We start from the raw sequence: 20112 nt of genomic DNA on the forward strand, positions 1-20112 counted from the left end.
GCGTAATCGGCATCGCACTTTCTCCAGGTCAGGTCATCGGAATCGTGACGTGATATAAATATCAGTCACTCTCTATACATTAGACACTGATCGCTCTCTATACAAGTCATAAAGAGAGCGATCGCTCTGAAGCGAGCCTGTCATGCGTTATTCCGTCGAGCACAAGCACGAAACCCGCACGCGCATCCTCGAAGCCGCGAGCCGCCTGTTCCGCCAGGAGGGTTACGGCGGCTCCGGCATCGGTCCGCTGACGAAAGCGGCCGGCGTCACCAACGGCGCGTTCTACGGGCATTTCAAATCGAAAGGCGAAGCGTTCCGCACCGTCGTGCTCGACGGCCTCGACCAGCTCCGGCAAGGCGTCGCGGCGCTCAAGGCCGAACACGGCGCGCGCTGGCGGCGCCCGTTCGTGTCGTTCTATCTCGGGCCGCGGCGCACCTGCGCACTCGGCGAAAGCTGCGCGCTGCCGAGCCTGTCGCCCGAAGTGATGCGCGCCGACGACGACACGCGCGACGCGTACGAACAGGCGTTGCGGCAGATCGTCGACGAAGTGTCGTCCGGGCTCGGCGACCGCCCCGACGACGACCGCGCGATCGCGTTCCTCGCGCTGCTGTCGGGCGGCGTCACGCTCGCGCGTGCCGTGCGCGATCCCGAACTCGCGCAGCGCATCGCCGATGCGGTCGGCCGCTACGCAGTCGTGATCGCCGAGCGCACAGACGTGCAGCCCGAACGGCAGCCCTGACGACCGGCCAATGAAAAACCCCGATCCGCGTTGCCGCGAATCGGGGTACTGGCCTCCACCATCTGCCTGAACGGCCCTTGACGGGCCGCCGCGTCAACGTGCGGCGACTTCCGCCTTCACGGAGGCCGCATCGCCGACCGCCGTCGGCGCCGCGCCCCAGCCGCCGCCGAGCGCGCGGATCAGGTTGACGGTCGACACGGCCTGCGCGCCGGTCAACTGGTTCGCCTGCAGTTGCGACTGCAGCACCGAGCGCTCGCTGTCGATCACGTCGAGATAGGCGACCTCGCCTTCCTGGTACTGCGTCCGAGACAGCTTCGCCGCACGGCGCGACGCATTGACGGCCGCATCCTGCGCGCGGATCTGGTCGTCGAGCAGGCGCAGGTCGGACAGATTGTCCTCGACCTCGCGGAACGCGACGAGCACCTGCTGCCGGTAGTTCGCGACCTGCTCGTCGTACTGCGCGCGCGCCTGCTGCACGCCGGCCGCGCGACGGCCGCCGTCGAACAGCGGCAACGTCAGCGCGGTGCCGGCGAACGGCCCGAGCAGGAACGTGCGGCTCGACCACAGGAACAGGTTGCCGAGCGTCGACGCTTCATAACCGAACGAGCCCGTGATATCGAGCTTCGGGAAGTACGCGGACTTCGCGAGGCCGATCCGCGCATTCGCGGCGGCCATCGCGCGCTCGGCCGCCGACACGTCCGGACGGCGTTCGAGCAGCGCGGACGGCAGGCCCGGCGGAATCTTCACCGCGACCGGCACGATCGGCGTTTCCTTGAACCCGAAATCCGCGGGCGCCTTGCCGAGCAGGATCGCGAGCGCATGCTCGGACGCCGCACGCCGGCGCGCGACGCCGACCGCATCGGCCTGCGCGCTCGCCAGCTCGTTCTTCGCGCGCGACACGTCGAGCTCGCTGATGTCGCCTTCGTTGAAGCGGCGCTGCACGAGCGTCAGTGCCTGCTCGCGCAGCTCCACCGTGCGGCGGTACAGGTCCTGGTCCGCATCGAGCTGGCGCAGTTCGAAGTAGTTCTGCGCGACGTCGGCCTGCAGCGCGAGCTGCACCGAACGGAACAGCGCTTCGCTCTGCGCCTGGTCCGCACGCGACGCCTCGACGTTGCGGCCGACGCGGCCGAACAGGTCGGCCTCGTACGACACCGTGCCCTGCGCGCGCCACAGCGTCGCGTTGGTCGGGCCCGTGCCCTGCGGCTGGAACTGCGACGCCGACGACAGCCCTTCGCGCGTCGGCCCGAAACCGGCGCCGACCTGCGGGAACCATTGCGAACGCGCCGAACGCGTCGCCGCGCGCGCTTCCTCGACACGCGCGGCCGCGGCCTTCAGGTTCTGGTTCGCGGCGAGCGCCTGGGTCTCGAGCGAATCGAGCACCGGGTCGCCGAATACCTTCCACCATTCGCCGCGATGCGCGCCGTCCGACGGCTCGGCCGTCTTCCAGGTGCCGGCCTGCTCGCCGGCGGCGAGCGTCGGCGCTTCCTTGAATGCGGCGGGCGCCGCGGCATCCGGACGCTGGTAGTCGGGGCCCACCGCGCACGCGGCGAGCAGCGTCGCGAGCAGGGTGCTCGCGGCCGCCACCTTCGCGAAGCGCATCAGGCCGTTCGTGTTGTGCATGTTGTCCATCTTGTTTTCCTCAAGCATCCGAAGCCGACGCGCCCGACGGCGGCACGCCGTAACCCGACGAATCCTTGCCGGCGACGTGGATCTTGCCGCCCGCGAGCGTCCGCAGCACGACGTAGAACACCGGCGTCAGCATCAGCCCGAACAGCGTCACGCCCAGCATCCCGAAGAACACCGCGACCCCCATCGCATGGCGCATTTCCGACCCGGCCCCCGTCGACGTGACGAGCGGCACCACGCCCATGATGAAGGCGATCGACGTCATCAGGATCGGGCGCAGACGCAGCCGGCTCGCCTCGATCGCGGCCTCGAGCGGCGTCCTGCCGTCGTGTTCGAGCTCGCGTGCGAACTCGACGATCAGGATCGCGTTCTTCGCCGACAGCCCCACCAGCACCATCAGGCCGATCTGCGTGAAGATGTTGTTGTCGCCCTGCGTGAGCCACACGCCCGTCAGCGCCGACAGAATGCTCATCGGCACGATCAGGATCACCGCGAGCGGCAGCGTCAGGCTTTCGTACAACGCCGCGAGCACGAGGAACACGAGCAGCACGCTGATCGGGAACACGTACATCGCCGAATCGCCGGCAAGAATCTGCTGGTACGTGAGATCGGTCCACTCGAACCGCACGCCGCGCGGCAGCGTTTCATGCGCGATGCGCTCGATCGCGGCCTGCGCCTGGCCCGACGAGAAACCCGGCGCCGGGCCGCCGTTGATGTCGGCCGCCGTGTAGCCGTTGTAGCGCACGACCATTTCGGGGCCGAACGTCGGCGTCACCGTGACGAGCGACGACAGCGGCACCATCTCCCCCTTGTCGTTGCGCGTCTTCAGCTGCAGGATGTCGTCCGCGCGCTGGCGGAACGGCGCATCGGCCTGCACGCGCACCTGGTACACGCGCCCGAAGCGGTTGAAGTCGTTCACGTACAGCGAGCCGAGATACACCTGCATCGTGTTGAACACGTCGGTCACCGGCACGCCGAGCTGCTTCGCCTTCACGCGATCGAGATCGACGTTGAGCTGCGGCACGTTGATCTGGTAGCTCGTGAACAGCGGGCCGAGTTCAGGCGCCTGCTGCGCGCGCTTGATGAAGTCGTTGGTCGCATCCGACAGCTTCGCGTAGCCGACCGCGCCGCGATCCTCGATCTGCATCTTGAACCCGCCGAGCGTACCGAGCCCCAGCACCGGCGGCGGCGGGAACACCGCGACGAACGAATCCTTCATCGTGCTGTACTGCTGGTTCAATGCGCCCGCGATCGCGCCGGCCGACAGCGCCTTGCCATGCCGTTCCGAGAACGGCTTCAGCGTGACGAACACGATGCCCGCGCTCGAGCTGTTCGTGAAGCCGTTCACCGACAGCCCCGGGAACGCGACCGCGCTCTCGACGCCCGGCTGCTTCAGCGCGATCGAGCCCATGTCGCGGATCACCTTCTCGGTACGGTCGAGCGACGCACCGTTCGGCAGCTGCGCGAACGCGATCAGGTATTCCTTGTCCTGCGCGGGCACGAAGCCGCCCGGCACGACCTTCGACACGAGCACGGTCGCGCCCACCAGCACGAGGTACACGCCGAGCATCAGCGTCTTGCGCGACAGCACGCCGCGCACGCCGCGGCCGTAGTTCTCCGCGCCGCGATGGAACACCTTGTTGAAGCCGCGGAAGAAGCCGCCGAGCACGCGGTTCATCACGCGCGTGAGCCAGTCCTCCTTGTCGCCATGGCCCTTCAGCAGGATCGCGGACAGCGCCGGCGACAGCGTCAGCGAGTTGAACGCCGAGATCACCGTCGAGATCGCGATGGTCATCGCGAACTGCTTGTAGAACTGGCCGGTCAGGCCCGACATGAACGCGAGCGGCACGAACACGGCGACGAGCGTCAGCGCGATCGCGATGATCGGCCCGCTCACTTCCTGCATCGCCTTGTAGGTCGCCTGCCGCGCGTTCATCCCGCTCTCGATGTTCCGCTCGACGTTCTCGACGACGACGATCGCATCGTCGACCACGATCCCGATCGCGAGCACCATCCCGAACAGCGACAACGCGTTGATCGAATACCCGAACGCCAGCAGCAGCGAGAACGTGCCGATGATCGACACCGGCACCGCGATCAGCGGAATCAGCGACGCGCGCCAGGTCTGCAGGAACACGATCACGACGATCACGACCAGCGCGATCGCCTCGAGCAGCGTGTGCACGACGGCCTTGATCGACGAGCGCACGAACTGCGTCGGGTCATAGACGATCTTGTAGTCGACGCCCGCCGGCATGTCCTGCTTCAGCTCGGCCATCGTCTTGCGGACTTCGTCCGAGATCTGCAGCGAGTTCGCACCCGGCGACTGGTTGATCGCCATCGCGACGGCCGGCTTGTTGTCGAGCAGCGAGCGCAGCCCGTATTCGGATGCGTCGAGCTCGATCCGCGCGATGTCGCGCAGGTGCGTGACGCCGCCGTCCGGCGTCGTCTTCACGACGATGTCGCCGAATTCGTCTTCCGTCTGCAGACGGCCGCGCGCGTTCACCGACAGCTGCAACGGCGTGCCGGGCAGCGACGGCGACGCGCCGATCACGCCGGCCGCGACCTGCACGTTCTGCTCGCGGATCGACTGCACGACGTCCTCGGCCGACAGCCCGCGCTGCGCGACCTTCTGCGGATCGAGCCATACGCGCATCGCGTAGTCGCCCGAACCCCACAGCTGCACCTGGCCGACGCCCTGGATCCGCGACAGGCGATCCTTCACGTTGATCAGCGCGTAGTTGCGCAGGTAGGTCATGTCGTAGCGGTTGTCCGGCGAGATCAGGTGGACCACCATCGTCAGCGTCGGCGAGCTCTTCACCGTCGTGATGCCGAGCCGCTGCACGTCTTCCGGCAAGCGCGGCAGCGCCTGGTTCACGCGGTTCTGCACGAGCTGCGTGGCCTTGTCCGGATCGGTGCCGAGCTTGAACGTGACGGTGATCGTCATGTTGCCGTCGCTGTTCGCCTGCGACTGCATGTAGAGCATGTCCTCGACGCCGTTGATCTGCTCTTCAAGCGGCGACGCGACCGTCTCGGCGATCACTTTCGGGTTCGCGCCCGGATACTGCGCCTTCACGATCACCGAAGGCGGCACGACTTCCGGATATTCCGAAATCGGCAGCAGGAACATCGCGATCACCCCGCCGAGCAGGATGATCACCGATAGGACTCCTGCAAAGATCGGCCGGTCGATAAAGAATTTGGAAATGTTCATGTGTGGCTCTGTCTGGTTGAACGCGGATGCGAAGCGGCGGGCCGCTTACGAATCCGCCTTCGCCGGTGCGGCCGGCTTCGCGTTGTTCGCGAGCGGCGCGGACGGCGCATCGCCGCCCGTCATCGGGACCATGTGCGGCTTCACCTGCTCGCCGGGGCGTACGCGCTGCGTGCCGTTCACGATCACGCGATCGCCGGCCGACAACCCGCTCACGATCACGCGCCGGTTGCCGTGCTGCATTCCCTGCTGCACTTCGCGGTACGACACACGGCCCTGCTGGTCGACGACGAACACGAACTTCTTGTCCTGGTCGGTGTTGATCGCCGCGTCGTCGACGAGCAATGCCTCGTGCGGCGCGCTGCCGCCCACCTTCACGCGGGCATAGAGCCCCGGGACGAGCGCGCCGTCGGCGTTGTCGAAACGCGCGCGTACGCGGATCGTGCCGGACGACGTATCGAGCCGGTTGTCGACCGAATCGATCTCGCCGCTGCGCGAGTAGCCCGTTTCGTTCGCGAGACCGAGCTCCACCGGCACCTTGCGGCCGTTGCGCGCGCCGTTGATGTATTGCAGGTAGGTCTGCTCGTCCGCGTCGAACGACGCGTAGATCGGCGACACCGATACCAGCGTCGTCAGCGGGGCGGCCGACGCGCCGGCCGACACGACGTTGCCGAGCGTGATTTCCGCGCGCGACACGCGGCCCGACACGGGGGCGGTGATCCGCGTATAGCCGAGGTTGATGCGCGCCGTTTCCAGCGCGGCTTCGGCGGCCTTCAGGTTCGCCGTCGCCTCGCGCGCCGCGTTCTGCTTCTCGTCGTAGTCGCGCTTCGCGATCGCGTTGTCGCCGATCAGCCGCTGCGCGCGCTGCCAGTCCGTCTGCGCATAACCGTTGCGCGCCTGCGCGGCGGCCAGCTGCGCGGCCGCGCGATCGGTTTCGGCCTGGTACGGGCGCGGGTCGATCACGAACAGCACGTCGCCCTTCTTCACGAGCGCGCCGTCCTTGAAGTTCACCGCGACGATCGTGCCCGACACCTGCGGACGCACGTCGACTTTCTCGACCGCTTCGAGGCGGCCCGAATAACTTTGCCAGTCGGTCACGGTTTGCGGCACGACGGTCGCGACGTCGACTTCGGGCAGCGGCGCCGCCGCTTTCTCGGGCGCGTTCGCGTTCACGCGCATCGCGCCGAACGTGCCGAGGCCGACGACGGCGAGCGTCACGATCGCCGCGGTGGCGATTCGCGAGCGGGAGGTGCGTAGGATGGCCATGTGGATCTCCAGTAAACGTGGAATGGTTTTGGTTATTCGGAACGGTTCGGCTGGCGCGCCTGGAAGCGGCACTGGAAGAAGCGCACGGCTTCCTCGAACGCGGCTTCGTGCGTCGCGAGCGCGGCGTGCGTGATGTCCGGATAGCGGATCACCTGCGTGAGCACGCCCGACGAGATCAGGCAGCTCGCATATTTCTCCGCTTCGACGTGCAGCACGTCGTTCTGCGCGGTGACGACGAGCGTCGGCGGCAGCCCCGCGAGGCGCACCGACTCGAGCGGCGCCGCGTACGGATGCATGCGCTGCGCCGCCTGCGGCAGATACGCGCGATAACAGGCCGCGCATTCGCGCGGGGTGATGTCGGACGCGAGGCGCTCGGCGTCGCCGATGCGCGTCATGCTCGGGTCGAGCATCGGTCCGAACAGCGCCTGCGCGGCGATCGACACTTCACCGCGGTCGCGGGCGATGAAGGCGAGGCAATTCGCGAGCTGGCCGCCCGCGTCGTGGCCGGCGACCCCGATCTTCTTCGGGTTGCCGCCGAACGCGCGGGCCCGCGTCGCGACCCACACGGCCGCGCGATACGCATCCTCCGGCGCGGCCGGAAAGGGAAAGGCCGGCGCGAGCGAATAATCGACCGACACTACGAGTGCTGGTAAGCGTTCTGCTAAAAAACGCGCGGCGAAATCCGCGTCCTCGAGCGAACCGCGGACGAAACCGCCGCCGTGGAAATAAAGCACTACCGGCAACCCGGTCTTGTCCGGGCGGCGGTAGAGGCGCAGCACGATGTCCTGCGCGTAGCCGGGAATTTCCACTTCGGCGACCGTCAGCGCCGCGCCCGCCAAGGCTTGCGCGGGCAACGCGGCTTTCAGGAATTTGCTGAATTCAGAAGCGTCCATGACGATGCAGCATCCATTTCGAGATGGAACGAATTCTGGGTCCGGCAGACATTGGGATAAATGCCTATAATCCGGCAACACAATTCAACGCCCCCGAACAATCCGAGGCTGCGTTTACCCACGAGGTAGCGCAGCCTTGTTGTTCCGGCGGCAAATTAGATTGCGGAGGTTGTGATGGACCGGCTTCAGGCCATGCAGGTGTTTACTCGCGTCGTCGATACAAGCAGCTTCACCAAGGCAGCAGAAACGCTCGGCCTGCCGCGAGCGTCCGTCACGACGATCATCCAGAATCTCGAAGCCTTCCTCGGCGTGCGGCTGATGCACCGGACCACGCGCCGGCTGTCGCTCACGCCGGACGGCGCCGCGTACTACGAACGATGCGTGCGGATCCTCGCGGACGTCGAGGAAACCGAAGCGAGCTTCCAGGCCAACAACCGGAAACCGCACGGAAAGTTGCGTATCGACATGCCGGGCTCGATCGGGCGGCTGCTCGTGATTCCGTCGCTGTGCGAATTTCATACGCGCTATCCGGACATCGACCTGCAGCTCGGCCTGTCCGACCGGCCGGTCGACCTGCTGCAGGAAGGCGTCGACTGCGTGATCCGGGTCGGCGCGCTGCAGGATTCGTCGCTGGTCGCGCGTCGCGTCGGCCTGTTCGAATGCGTGACGGTCGCCGCGCCCGCGTATCTCGAGCGCCACGGCGAGCCGCAGACGATCGACGATCTCGGCCAGCACAAGGCCGTCAATTATTTCTCGAGCCGCACCGGCCGCACGATCGACTGGACGTTCCTCACCGAAGGCAAGGAAATCGAGGTGAAGATGAACAGCATCGTGTCGGTGAACGACGCGGATGCGTACGTCACCTGCGGGATCGAAGGCTTCGGCCTGATCCAGCCGCCGCTCTTCATGGTGCTGCCGCAGCTGCGCGAAGGCCGGCTCAAGGAAGTGCTGCCCGGCGTCAAGCCGCTGCCGATGCCGATCTCGGTCGTGTATCCGCACAGCCGCCACCTGTCGCCGAAGGTGCGCGTGTTCGTCGACTGGGTGGCCGAGGTGTTCGACCGCTGCCCGCTGCTGAGCGGCAAGGGCAGCCTCGACGCGACGTGCAGCAAGCGCACGTTCGAGGAAGCCGAACGCGCGCCGGCGCTCGACACGCCGGTCATCAACGAATGGGTCGCGTAATCGTCTGACCTGCATGCGCGGGCCGCGCGGCCCGCGCATCGTCCGCTCTCCTCGCCGTCTTCAAGCCGCCATGCGCGCGGCGCATCCGATCCTTCCCGATTCCGCAGCAAACCTTTGTGTCGCGAGCAGCAATCGCCCGCACGCGCCGTCGCGGGTGGCCGCCGCACCCGCGTGCGCCCCGCTGCACGGGGCTGCCGGCAATTTCCGCATAACCCTGTCGTCCATGCGGATGTCGATTGTTCCGGTGCGGCGACAAATCAATTCGCGTCTGCCGCATTTATCGCGACCGAACAGATACCTAGAGTAAACCCTGTCGCGCACCTCGTTGCGCATCGAACAGATCCCGCTCGATGGGACCGGAGCAGCGCTCGGACGCCCGCTCCGACATGGGATCCGAGTCAGCGCTGAAGCGCTGACTCATATCGACACAGGAGTTATGCCATGAACCGCCGCCATCTTCTCTCCGCCCTCGCGCTCACGCTCGCCGTGTCCGCACCGGCCTTCGCCGATTCGGGCACGCCGCACGCCGGCGACTACGGCAATACGTCGTGGTACGCGCAGCACAATGGCCCGCGTACGCGTGCCGAAGTGAGCGCGGAAGTCGTGCAAGCGCGCAAGGACGGCACGCTCGCGTACCTGCGCAAGGCGAATTCGTATCCGCCTGGGCTCGAACTCGCCCAGGGCCCGTATCGCTCGCTGCCGGAAAGCAACCAGCTCGCCGGCGGGGGCCGGTAAACGCGCGACGCCGCGCAACGGGTCGGCCCGTGCGCGGCGTCGCGGCACACCTTTCGACGACTCGCCGAGTCAGTGACTTGCAGGAGCACATGATGAACGACACCCTTCCTTCGCCGCTCGATCACTGGGACGACACCACGCCGGTCTGGACGCCGTTCCGTTCGGCCCCGCGATCGCATTGACCGCCGGCCGAGTCATCGTCCGGCCGTCAACGGCGCGGCACGCCGTCGCGCCATTCGCCCCAGTGCGTGACGATGTCCTGAACCAGCGGATTACCCGCGCGGTACAGGTTTTCGGTCGCCGGGGCGAAGCCGCCCTGGTCCGCGTAGTTCAGCAGGTTGTCGGCGCTCGTCTGCCCCGCATACGGGCGGTCGAAATCGGACCCCGTGCGCAGCACCGCGACGCGTGACAGGTCGACCCGCTTCACGCTCGCCGCGCGCTTGAGCGCCTCATACGTCGCGTTGTCTTCCTGCGCGGTCATGCAGTAGGTGCCCTTGCCGTCGGTCAGGATCTTCGTCCATTGGCGCGCGCGCTCGCCGATCAGCGTGCCGGAGAACCACGTGTTGCCCGATGACGTATCGCACTGGATCACCGTCGGCGGCCGGTTCGCCGGCGCATACGTGAACTTCGCGCGGGCAGCCTGCGCCTGCGCGCTGTCGGCGAGCACGACGTTGCGCGACAGCGCGTACGCGGCGTCGGTCAGCTGCGGGTTGAGCTGGAACACTTCGGTGCGATAGTCGAGCGGCGGCTTGTCGTTCGGGCTCTTCGTGTTGATGCCGAGGAAACCCGTGTTCCAGCCGGCGGGAATCTCGCGCGCGTCGAGCTCCCACTGCAGGCTGAAATCGACGAGGTATTTCGACCACGCGGCCGAACCGACCGTGCCCTGCGCGGGGTCGACGCCCGCGATGCCGGACACCAGGAAATACGTCCGGCGCAGATCGAAGCGCTGCGAGAACGTGAGCGCCATGATCGTCGCCGACGCGTTCGCATAACCCATGCCGGTCGTCACGACGCACACGTCCTGCTTGTTGCAGTGAACGGCCGGGTAGTCGGGCGACAGGCCCGGCACGGCGATGTCGCGCCACGGGCCGAGCCGGTCGAGCCACGCCTGGCCCTCCGGACCGAACATCGTGATGATCATGACCTTGACCGGGCGGCCCTGTGCACCGGTCTCGGCGAATGCATGGTTGCCCGCGTTGTTGCCCTGGTTGTCCTGCGCGATCGACGGCGCGGTCGCACAGGCCGCGAGCGAGAATGCGGCAGCGGAAAGGATGGAGCGAGTCAGCATCGGCGTTCCTTGTTTCGATGATGTTGGGTGAGAACGGCTCTCGGAGACTGCGCGAGGGAGTATAGAACGGGCGTACGCAATGCGGAACCCGACTACGAAACGGCGAACGGTGTTTCGTGCGCATGGACGCGTGTTGCGTGACGGAATGCGCGCGTTCGCCGCCGTATTGCAAACATCAGGAATGCTATCGGGTTGGCCGCCCGTGCGACGCCGGCCGCTGCCCGCCGCACTACACGCGCATCAGCCCCGCAACACCGTAACCGAGCACGACGAGCGCGGCGACCACATGGCTCGCCGCGAGCCACCCGGGCGACTTCACGAAGCGGCCGATCGCGCTGCCGCCGAACGCGAACACGAGCTGCCCCGCGAGGCTGCCCGCGAACACGCACGCGGCACCGGTCAGCCAGTGCCGATGCGCGCCGGCGGCAGCCGTTGCATAGCCGTAGAACAGCAGGATCGTCAGCGGGTTCGCGAGCGTGACGACGAACATCGACATCAACGGGCGGTCACCCGGCGGCGGCGTATCGCCTTCGAGCGTGCGCCGACGGTCGCGCAGCGCCTGCCACAGCATCCGCATGCCCATCGCGAGCAATACGCCCGCGCCCACGCTACGGAACAACGACAGATGCGCCGCGAGCGTGCTCGCGAGCATCACGCCGATCGTGAACGCGACGACTGCATGACAGCCGTCCGCCGCGGCAACGCCGATTGCCGCGCGCACGCCGGTCGCCGTGCCGGCGCGCATGCCGTAGTTCGCGATCATCCATGCAACGGGCCCGACCGACAGCGCGATCATCAGCCCGAACAGGAAGTCGTTCATCGATCGTCGATGCCTTCGAGAGAAGGCATCGATTCCGGCGACCGCATAAAGAACCCGCGCGGAAAATCCGCGTCAGGCGACGTCGACGCGCGCGGGCCCGTCCACCATCTCGCCGATCACGGCCGCGCGGTCGAAACCGTCGGCACGGAAGCACGCGAGCACGTCGTCGACCGCGTCGGGCGCGCACGCGACGAGCAGGCCGCCCGACGTCTGCGGATCGGTCAGCAGCGCCTGCGCGACCGGCGGCAGGCCGTCGGCGAGCCGCACGTCGGTGCCGTACGCGGCCCAGTTGCGGCCCGACGCGCCGGTGAACACGCCGTCGGCCACGAACGCCTCGACGCCGGCGAGCCACGGCAGCGACGCATAGTGCACGCGCGCGGTCAGCTGCGCGCCGCGCGCCAGCTCGAGCGTATGGCCGAGCAGCCCGAAGCCCGTGACGTCGGTCAGCGCATGCACGCCCGGCAGCGCGGCCAGCTCCGTGCCCGGCCGGTTCAGCTTGGTGGTCGTCGCGACCATCTGCGCGTAACCGTCGGCATCGAGCTGGTTCTTCTTCAGCGCGGCCGACAGCACGCCGACGCCGAGCGGCTTGCCGAGCACGAGCACGTCACCGGCGCGCGCGGCCGCATTGCGCTTCACGCGCGACGGGTGCACGACGCCGATCGCCGCGAGCCCGTAGATCGGCTCGACCGAATCGATCGAATGGCCGCCCGCGACCGGAATGCCAGCGTCCGCGCACACCGATTCGCCGCCGCGCAGCACGGCCGCGATCGTTTCATGCGGCAGCACGTTGATCGGCATGCCGACCAGCGCGAGCGCGAGGATCGGCTTGCCGCCCATCGCATACACGTCGGACAGCGCGTTGGTCGCCGCGATGCGGCCGAAGTCGAACGGATCGTCGACGATCGGCATGAAGAAATCGGTGGTCGCGACGATCGCCTGCTCGTCGTTGAGCCGGTAGACGGCCGCGTCGTCGGACGTCTCGGTGCCGACCAGCAGGTCCGGGAACAGCGCGGGCGGCGTCGCGCGCTTCAGCAGTTCGGACAGCACGCCCGGCGCGATCTTGCAGCCGCAGCCGCCCCCGTGCGATAGGCTCGTGAGGCGCGGAACGGCAGGCTGGGCTTGGGTGGCTTCGGTCATCGTCGGCATCCGGTGAATAACAACGTTCTATTATCGACAATTCCGCGCGAGCGCGCCGGATACCCACATAATTGACCGCGCCGTCCCCCGCCCGCCGCCGCCCGCACCTTCGTTCATGGATCACCTGTTCATCGGCCTCGTGCTGTGCTCCGCGCTGCTGCACGCCATCTGGAATGCGTTCCTCCACGTCAGCGAAGACCGGCTCGTGCAGCTCGGCACGATGTCGCTGCCGTATCTCGCGTTCGGCATCGCCGGCGCCGCGCTGCTGCCGGCGCCGGCGCTCGCCGCGTGGCCGTACATCGTCGCGTCGGCCACGCTCGAGGTCGCGTACTGCTTCACGCTCGCGCGCGCGTACCGCAGCGGCGAATTCGGCCAGATCTATCCGATCGCGCGCGGTATCTCGCCGCTGCTCGTGTCGGTGCTGGCGCTCGCGATGCTGCACGAGCGGCCGACGCCGTTCGGCTTCGCGGGCATCGCGCTGGTGTCGTTCGGGATCATGTCGCTCGCGTTGCGGCGCGGCTTCCGGTTCTCCGGCGAAGGCGTGCCGTATGCGCTGCTCACGGGCGTGTTCATCGCCGCGTACTCGATCTGCGACGGGATCGGCTCGCGCCTGTCCGGCAGCGCGCTCGGCTACATCGCGTGGGTGTACCTGCTGTGGAGCGTGCCGCAGCTCGTGCTCGTCGGCGTGCTGCGCGGCGGCCCGCGCGCGGTGCTCGCGTCGCGCACGGCACTCACGCAGGGCGCGATCGCCGGCACGATCTCGCTCGCCGCATACGGGATCGTGATCCTCGCGTACCGGCACCTGCCGGTCGCGACCGTGTCCGCGCTGCGCGAAACGAGCTCGATCTTCGCGGTCGCGATCGGCTGGTTCGTGATGCGCGAGCGGCCCGGCGCGCAACGGCTCGCCGCGTGCGCGCTGGTGGTGGCCGGCGCGGCGCTGATCCGGCTGTAGGCCGCCCGCGCCGGCCTCGCACCGACCACCGGCGCCGCCCCGCGACGATGCCGCTGCCGCGCCGTCAAGCCACCGCGACGGCCCCGCCGAAGGCCCGCTCGTCGATCGCCTCGGCGAGCGTCGCGAACGCGGTCGCGATCTCGTCTTCCGGCACGCACGCATAACCGAGCAGCAACCCCGACGCGGCGCGCTCGCGATCCGCGTAGTAACCGGACAGCGGCCGCACGACGATATTGCGTTCGAGCGCGGCCTGCGCGACCGCGCGATCGTCGACCCCTTCCGGCAGTTGCGTGACCAGATGCAGCCCCGCGTCGCTGCCGAGTGCCTGCAGCGTATGGCCGTAGCGGCGCGCGACCGCCTCGAGCAGCACCTCGCGGCGCTGCCCGTACAGCGTGCGCATCTTGCGGATATGCGACACGAAGTGCCCTTCCGCGATGAATTCCGCGAGCACCGCCTGCTGCAGCAGTTGCCCTTCGCGATACAGCTCGGCGCTCGCGGTCGCGAAACTTTCCGCGAGCGGTTCCGGCGCGACGAGATACCCGACCCGCAGCCCCGGGAACAGCGTCTTGCCGAAACTGCCGACGTAGATCACCTGCCCGGCCGTGTCGAGCCCCTGCAGCGACGCGAGCGGCCGGCTGCCGTAGCGGAATTCGCTGTCGTAGTCGTCCTCGATGATCCAGCAGCCGTGCTGGCGCGCGTATTCGAGCAGCATCCGCCGCCGCGCGAGGCTCATCACCATGCCGAGCGGATACTGGTGCGACGGCGTGACGAGCATCAGCTTCGGCGGCGCGGCGAGATCGGCGGCCGACGGCGCGATGCCTTCGTCGTCGACCGGAATCGGCCGCGTGGTCAGCCCCGACACGTTCAGCACGCTGCGCACGCCCCAGTAGCACGGGTCCTCGGTCCAGATCGCGTCGCCCGGATCGGTCAGCAACCGCACCGCGAGGTCGATCGACTGGTGGATGCCGGTCGTGATCACGATCTGCTCGGGCGTGCAGCGCACCGAGCGCGACGTGCGCAGGTAGTCGGCCAGCGCCTCGCGCAGCAGCGCGAGCCCGCCGCCCGGTGCGTACGTCAGCAGGTCGGGGCGCAGGCGCCGCCAGTACTTGTTGTGCAGCCGCGTCCACACGCGCGCCGGAAATCGCGACACATCGGGCACGCCCGGCATGAACGCGCCGCCCTGGCGCTTCGACACGCCGGCGCCTTCGACGAGCCGCGTGCCGCGCGCGGACAGCCGCCGCGCGGACGGCATCACGACGGCGGGCCCGGCCGCCGCGTCGGGCGGCACGCCGACGATCTCGTCCGGCGCGCTGTCGGCGACGAAGGTGCCTCGGCCGGTCGCCGAATTCACATAGCCTTCGAGCGCCAGCTGTTCGTAAACCTGCGTGACCGTGTTGCGGGCGATGCCGAGCTCGGCGGCCAGCAGCCGCGACGACGGCACGCGCGTGCCGGCCGGCAGTTCGCGCGACAGGATCGCCTGTTGCAGCAGCCGGTGAAGCTGCCGGTAGATCGGCTGTGCGCCGCCGCGCACGAGGCGCTGCGCCAGCCAGTCCGACAACACGCTCGCGCGCATGATTGGCTCCTGAATATTTATTGAAATGGCTCTGATTGCCAGAGCCAAATGTGATTATAGTCGCCTCCATGGGCTGCCTAGGCGCCCGATTTTCTACTCACCGGAAAGAACATCAAGGAGATGACCGTGAAGAATGCCGACCTGCAGGCCCGCAAGAACGCCGCCACCCCGCGCGGCGTCGGCGTGATGTGCGATTTCTACGCAGCCCGCGCCGAGAACGCGGAACTGTGGGATGTCGAAGGCCGTCGCTTCATCGATTTCGCCGCCGGCATCGCGGTGCTGAACACGGGCCACCGCCACCCGAAGATCGTCAAGGCGATCTCGGATCAACTGAACAGCTTCACGCACACCGCTTACCAGATCGTCCCGTACGCGTCGTACGTCGAGCTGGCCGAGAAGATCAACGACCGCGCGCCGGGCGACTTCCCGAAGAAGACCGCATTCTTCACGACCGGCGCCGAAGCCGTCGAGAACGCGATCAAGATCGCGCGGGCCGCGACCAGCCGCCCGGGCGTCATCGCGTTCTCGGGCGGCTTCCACGGCCGCACGATGATGGGTATGGCGCTGACCGGCAAGGTCGCCCCGTACAAGCTGAACTTCGGCCCGTTCCCGGGCGACGTGTTCCACGCGCCGTACCCGAACGCGCTGCACGGCGTGACGACCGCCGACTCGATCAAGGCGATCGAGATGCTGTTCAAGGCCGACATCGATCCGAAGCGCGTCGCCGCGATCATCTTCGAACCGGTCCAGGGCGAAGGCGGCTTCAACCCGGCGCCGGCCGAATTCGTGCGCGCGCTGCGCAAGATCTGTAACGAACACGGCATCCTGCTGATCGCCGACGAAGTCCAGACGGGCTTCGCACGCACCGGCAAGCTGTTCGCGATGCAGCACTACGACGTGCTGGCCGACCTGATCACGATGGCGAAGAGCCTCGCGGGCGGCATGCCGCTGTCGGGCGTCGTCGGCCGTGCGGACGTGATGGACGCGGCAGCGCCCGGCGGCCTCGGCGGCACGTACGCGGGCAACCCGCTGGCCGTCGCCTCGGCGCACGCGGTGCTCGAGATCATCGACGAGGAAAAGCTGTGCGAACGCGCGACGCAGCTCGGCGACGTGCTGAAGGCGAAGCTGACGTCGCTGCAGGCCGACGTGCCGCAGATCGCCGACGTGCGCGGCCCGGGCGCGATGATCGCGGTCGAGTTCCTGAAGCCGGGCTCGGGCGAGCCGGATGCCGAATTCACGAAGCGCGTGCAGACGCGCGCGCTCGAGCGCGGCCTGCTGCTGCTCGTGTGCGGCGTGTACTCGAACGTCGTGCGTTTCCTGTTCCCGCTGACGATCACGCAGCCCGTGTTCGACGAAGCGCTCGCGATCCTCGAGGAAGTGCTGAAGGAAACGGTCGGCGTGCCGGCCTGAGTGCCCGCCCACTTCAACTGAATGGGCCGCCGCCGTCGTGAAGACGGCGGCGGCCGTTTTCATCCGTCCCTATCCGTCCTTTTCAAAGCAGGCGATTCATATGAGCACCGTTCAGGAAACCCTGGCACTGAAAGATCCGTCGCTGTTCCGCCAGCAGGCGTACGTCAACGGCGAATGGCAAGGCGCAACGAACGGCGAGACGTTCGATGTCCGCAACCCGGCGACGGGCGGCCTGCTCGGCACCGTGCCGGCGATGGGCACGGCCGAGACGCGTCACGCGATCGACGCCGCGAACGCCGCATGGCCGGCGTGGCGCAAGAAGACCGCGAAGGAACGCGCGGTCATCCTGCGCAAGTGGCACGACCTGATGATCGAAAACGCCGACGACCTCGCGCTGATCCTCACGACCGAGCAGGGCAAGTCGCTGGCCGAGGCGAAGGGCGAGATCGGCTACGCGGCGTCGTTCCTCGAGTGGTTCGCGGAAGAGGGCAAGCGCGTGTACGGCGACACGATCCCGACGCCGGCGAGCGACAAGCGCATCGTCGTGACGAAGGAAGCGATCGGCGTGTGCGCGGCGATCACGCCGTGGAACTTCCCGGCGGCGATGATCACGCGCAAGGTCGGCCCGGCGCTCGCGGCCGGCTGCCCGATCGTCGTGAAGCCGGCCGAGGCCACGCCGTTCTCCGCACTCGCGATGGCCGTGCTGGCCGAACGCGCGGGCGTGCCGGCCGGCGTGTTCAGCGTCGTCACGGGCGACCCGAAGGCGATCGGCGGCGAAATGACGTCGAACCCGATCGTGCGCAAGCTGTCGTTCACGGGCTCGACGCCGGTCGGCCGCCTGCTGATGTCGCAATGCGCGGCGACGGTCAAGAAGGTGTCGCTGGAGCTGGGCGGCAACGCGCCGTTCATCGTGTTCGACGACGCCGACCTCGATGCGGCCGTGCAGGGCGCGATCGCATCGAAGTACCGCAACAGCGGCCAGACCTGCGTGTGCACGAACCGCTTCTACGTGCATGAAGCCGTGTACGACTCGTTCGCGCAGAAGCTCGCGGCCGCCGTCGGCCAGCTGAAGGTCGGCCGCGGCACCGAGCCGGGCGTCACGCAGGGCCCGCTGATCAACGAAGCGGCCGTGCTGAAGGTCGAGGCGCACATCGAGGACGCGCTCGCGAAGGGTGCGACCGTCGTGACGGGCGGCAAGCGCCATGCGCTCGGCCACGGCTTCTTCGAGCCGACCGTGCTGACGGGCGTCACGCCGGCGATGAAGGTCGCGAAGGAAGAGACGTTCGGGCCGCTCGCGCCGCTGTTCAAGTTCAGCAGCGACGAGGAAGTGATCGGCCTCGCGAACGATACCGAGTTCGGCCTGGCCGCCTACTTCTACAGCCGCGACATCGGCCGCGTGTGGAAGGTGGCGGAAGCGCTCGAATACGGGATGGTCGGCGTGAACACGGGCCTGATCTCGAACGAAGTCGCGCCGTTCGGCGGCGTCAAGCAGTCGGGCCTCGGCCGCGAAGGCTCGCACTACGGCATCGACGACTACGTCGTGATCAAGTACCTCTGCCTCGCCGTCTGACGGCTCGGGGCCTGCCGCTTCGGCGACAGGCCCTGACCGCCCGGCCGGAACCGGGCGGTCCGACGCGGGCCGGCGCCCCTCTCCGCCGCGCCCGCGTCACCTTCCCTGCCGCGATCAACGAAACACGTTCACCGCTTCCACGAGCCGCGCCGCCTGCTGCTTCAGGCTCTCCGACGCCGCCGCACTCTGCTCGACGAGCGCCGCGTTCTGCTGCGTGATGTTGTCCAGATGCACGACCGCCTGGTCGACCTGCGCGACGCCCGTGCTCTGCTCGGCCGTCGACGAGCTGATCTCCGCGATCAGGTCCGACACGCGCTTCACCTGCGTGACGATGTCCTCCATCGTCTTGCCCGCGCCGTCGACGATCCGCGCGCCCGATTCCACGCGATCGACGCTCGCGCCGATCAGCGCCTTGATCTCCTTCGCCGCGTTCGCGCTGCGCTGCGCGAGTGCGCGCACCTCGCCCGCCACCACCGCGAAACCGCGTCCCTGGTCGCCCGCGCGCGCGGCCTCGACCGCGGCGTTCAGCGCGAGGATATTGGTCTGGAACGCGATGCCGTCGATCACGCCGATGATGTCGGCGATCTTGCGCGAACTGGCGGTGATGTCGTTCATCGTCGTCACGACCTCGCTCACCGCCTGCCCGCCGCGCTCGGCCGCATCGCTCGCCGACACCGACAACTGGTTCGCCTGCAGCGCCGTTTCCGCATTGCTCGACACCGTCGCCGTCATCTCGGCCATCGACGCGGCCGTCTGCTGCACGCTCGTCGAGGCCTGTTCGGTACGTGCGCTCAGGTCGTTGTTGCCCTGCGCGATCTCGTTGCTTGCGCGCTGCACGTTGTGCACCTGCTCGCTGACGTCGTCGACCAGCCAGCGGAACATCAGCCCGAGCTGATTGATCGTGCGCAGCGTCATGCCGATCTCGTCGACGCGGTTCATCCGCACGCTGCTGCGGCTCTCGCCGGTCGCGACGCGCAGCGCCTCGTCGCGCAATTGCCGAAGCGGCTGCACGATCTGCGCATCGAGCCACCAGCCGGCAACCGCCGTCACGCCCACCGCCGCGCCGGCAAACGCCGCCAGCGCGCCGCCGGTCAGCCCGCAGGCCCAGCCCGCGCCGACGACGGCCGGCGCCAGCGCGCCCAGCGCCGCATGCACGCGCGCACGCACCGACATCGTCTGGAACAGCGAAACAACGCGCATCACACCCGTGCGGACGATCAACCCCTTGTGGAAGCGGCGCTGGCCGGCCTTGCCTTCGCGGAAATCGCGATACAGCGCTTCGGCGGCCGCGATCTCGTCGCGCGTCGCCTTCGTGCGCACCGACATATAGCCTTTCGGCTGGCCGTTGCGCATCACCGGAATCGCGTTCGCGCGCACCCAGTAGTGATCGCCGTTCTTGCGGCGATTCTTCACGAGCGCCGTCCACGGCTCGCCGCCCTTGAGCGTCGCCCACATGTCGGCGAACGCCTCCTTCGGCATGTCCGGATGGCGCACGACGTTGTGCGGCTGACGTTCGATTTCGTCGGGAGAAAATCCGCTGACCTGAATGAATGCCGCGTTGGCGTACGTGATGTAGCTGTCGGCATCGGTCGTCGACATCAGCGTCGCGTCATCGGGGAAATCGAATTCGCGTTGCGTGACGGGCTGGTTGTTGCGCATGGTGAGGAGCTCCGGATGGCGGATCTTGCGCCCGCTTGTGGATTGATTCGAGAC

At 68.0% G+C, this 20112-nt stretch carries 15 protein-coding genes; 6 read left to right on the forward strand and 9 right to left on the reverse strand.

The genetic code is table 11. The features are described from left to right. Window positions 1-142: 142 nt before the first annotated feature. Entirely contained in the window at window positions 143-739 is a 597-nt protein-coding gene (locus AC0KUR_RS11655; protein WP_034187791.1) for a TetR/AcrR family transcriptional regulator, read from the forward strand. 93 nt (window positions 740-832) lie between these two features. Here AC0KUR_RS11655 and opcM read toward each other — a convergent pair whose 3' ends face one another. The 4 genes from opcM to AC0KUR_RS11675 are packed head-to-tail and all read right to left on the reverse strand — an operon-like array spanning window position 833 to window position 7735. Then, the gene (opcM, locus tag AC0KUR_RS11660) at window positions 833-2368 is read right to left on the reverse strand and encodes a multidrug efflux transporter outer membrane subunit OpcM (protein WP_034187790.1); all 1536 of its coding nucleotides are present in this window, start codon (window positions 2366-2368) and stop codon (window positions 833-835) included. A 10-nt stretch (window positions 2369-2378) separates the two neighbouring features. Further along, window positions 2379-5579 (reverse strand): multidrug efflux RND transporter permease subunit CeoB, encoded by a 3201-nt coding sequence (gene ceoB / locus AC0KUR_RS11665; RefSeq protein WP_034187789.1) that lies wholly within the window; start codon window positions 5577-5579, stop codon window positions 2379-2381. Window positions 5580-5624: 45 nt separating this feature from the next. Continuing rightward, complete coding sequence (gene ceoA / locus AC0KUR_RS11670) at window positions 5625-6842, reverse strand: multidrug efflux RND transporter periplasmic adaptor subunit CeoA (RefSeq protein WP_034187788.1); 1218 nt, start codon at window positions 6840-6842, stop codon at window positions 5625-5627. Window positions 6843-6874: 32 nt separating this feature from the next. Further along, entirely contained in the window at window positions 6875-7735 is an 861-nt protein-coding gene (locus AC0KUR_RS11675) for an alpha/beta hydrolase (protein ID WP_034187787.1), read from the reverse strand. Between the two features lie 174 nt (window positions 7736-7909). On the opposite strand from AC0KUR_RS11675, the gene ceoR reads away from it, so the two are divergent. Together ceoR and AC0KUR_RS11685 are read left to right on the forward strand one after the other, a co-directional pair. After that, window positions 7910-8914 (forward strand): putative multidrug efflux transcriptional regulator CeoR, encoded by a 1005-nt coding sequence (gene ceoR / locus AC0KUR_RS11680; protein WP_034187786.1) that lies wholly within the window; start codon window positions 7910-7912, stop codon window positions 8912-8914. A gap of 441 nt (window positions 8915-9355) precedes the next feature. After that, window positions 9356-9649, forward strand: a complete 294-nt coding sequence (locus tag AC0KUR_RS11685) for a DUF4148 domain-containing protein (RefSeq protein WP_473375924.1) — start codon at window positions 9356-9358, stop codon at window positions 9647-9649. Between the two features lie 208 nt (window positions 9650-9857). Here AC0KUR_RS11685 and AC0KUR_RS11690 read toward each other — a convergent pair whose 3' ends face one another. The 3 genes from AC0KUR_RS11690 to selD form a co-directional block, all read right to left on the reverse strand. Continuing rightward, window positions 9858-10937, reverse strand: coding sequence for a purine-nucleoside phosphorylase (locus AC0KUR_RS11690; RefSeq protein WP_034187784.1), 1080 nt, complete (start codon window positions 10935-10937; stop codon window positions 9858-9860). A 229-nt stretch (window positions 10938-11166) separates the two neighbouring features. Beyond that, entirely contained in the window at window positions 11167-11757 is a 591-nt protein-coding gene (locus AC0KUR_RS11695; protein ID WP_069706910.1) for a LysE family translocator, read from the reverse strand. Window positions 11758-11829: 72 nt separating this feature from the next. Continuing rightward, a complete protein-coding gene (gene selD / locus AC0KUR_RS11700; RefSeq protein ID WP_063851213.1) occupies window positions 11830-12894 on the reverse strand; it encodes a selenide, water dikinase SelD in 1065 nt (354 codons plus the stop codon). 115 nt (window positions 12895-13009) lie between these two features. On the opposite strand from selD, the gene AC0KUR_RS11705 reads away from it, so the two are divergent. Beyond that, window positions 13010-13846: a DMT family transporter gene (locus tag AC0KUR_RS11705; protein ID WP_069706909.1), complete on the forward strand. Its 837-nt coding sequence runs from the start codon at window positions 13010-13012 to the stop codon at window positions 13844-13846. A gap of 64 nt (window positions 13847-13910) precedes the next feature. On the opposite strand, the gene pdxR is transcribed toward AC0KUR_RS11705, so the two are convergent. After that, on the reverse strand, window positions 13911-15419 hold the full coding sequence (gene pdxR, locus AC0KUR_RS11710) for a MocR-like pyridoxine biosynthesis transcription factor PdxR (protein ID WP_473375925.1): 1509 nt from the start codon (window positions 15417-15419) through the stop codon (window positions 13911-13913). A 120-nt stretch (window positions 15420-15539) separates the two neighbouring features. On the opposite strand from pdxR, the gene AC0KUR_RS11715 reads away from it, so the two are divergent. Beyond that, a complete protein-coding gene (locus AC0KUR_RS11715; RefSeq protein WP_473375926.1) occupies window positions 15540-16829 on the forward strand; it encodes a 4-aminobutyrate--2-oxoglutarate transaminase in 1290 nt (429 codons plus the stop codon). 100 nt (window positions 16830-16929) lie between these two features. Continuing rightward, complete coding sequence (gene gabD / locus AC0KUR_RS11720; protein ID WP_124670358.1) at window positions 16930-18399, forward strand: NADP-dependent succinate-semialdehyde dehydrogenase; 1470 nt, start codon at window positions 16930-16932, stop codon at window positions 18397-18399. Window positions 18400-18513: 114 nt separating this feature from the next. Here the strand turns inward: gabD and AC0KUR_RS11725 are convergent, their stop codons facing one another. After that, complete coding sequence (locus tag AC0KUR_RS11725; RefSeq protein WP_473375927.1) at window positions 18514-20058, reverse strand: methyl-accepting chemotaxis protein; 1545 nt, start codon at window positions 20056-20058, stop codon at window positions 18514-18516. Window positions 20059-20112: the final 54 nt, after the last annotated feature.

The sequence above is a fragment of the Burkholderia sp. YHN3-13 genome, from assembly GCF_055810675.1.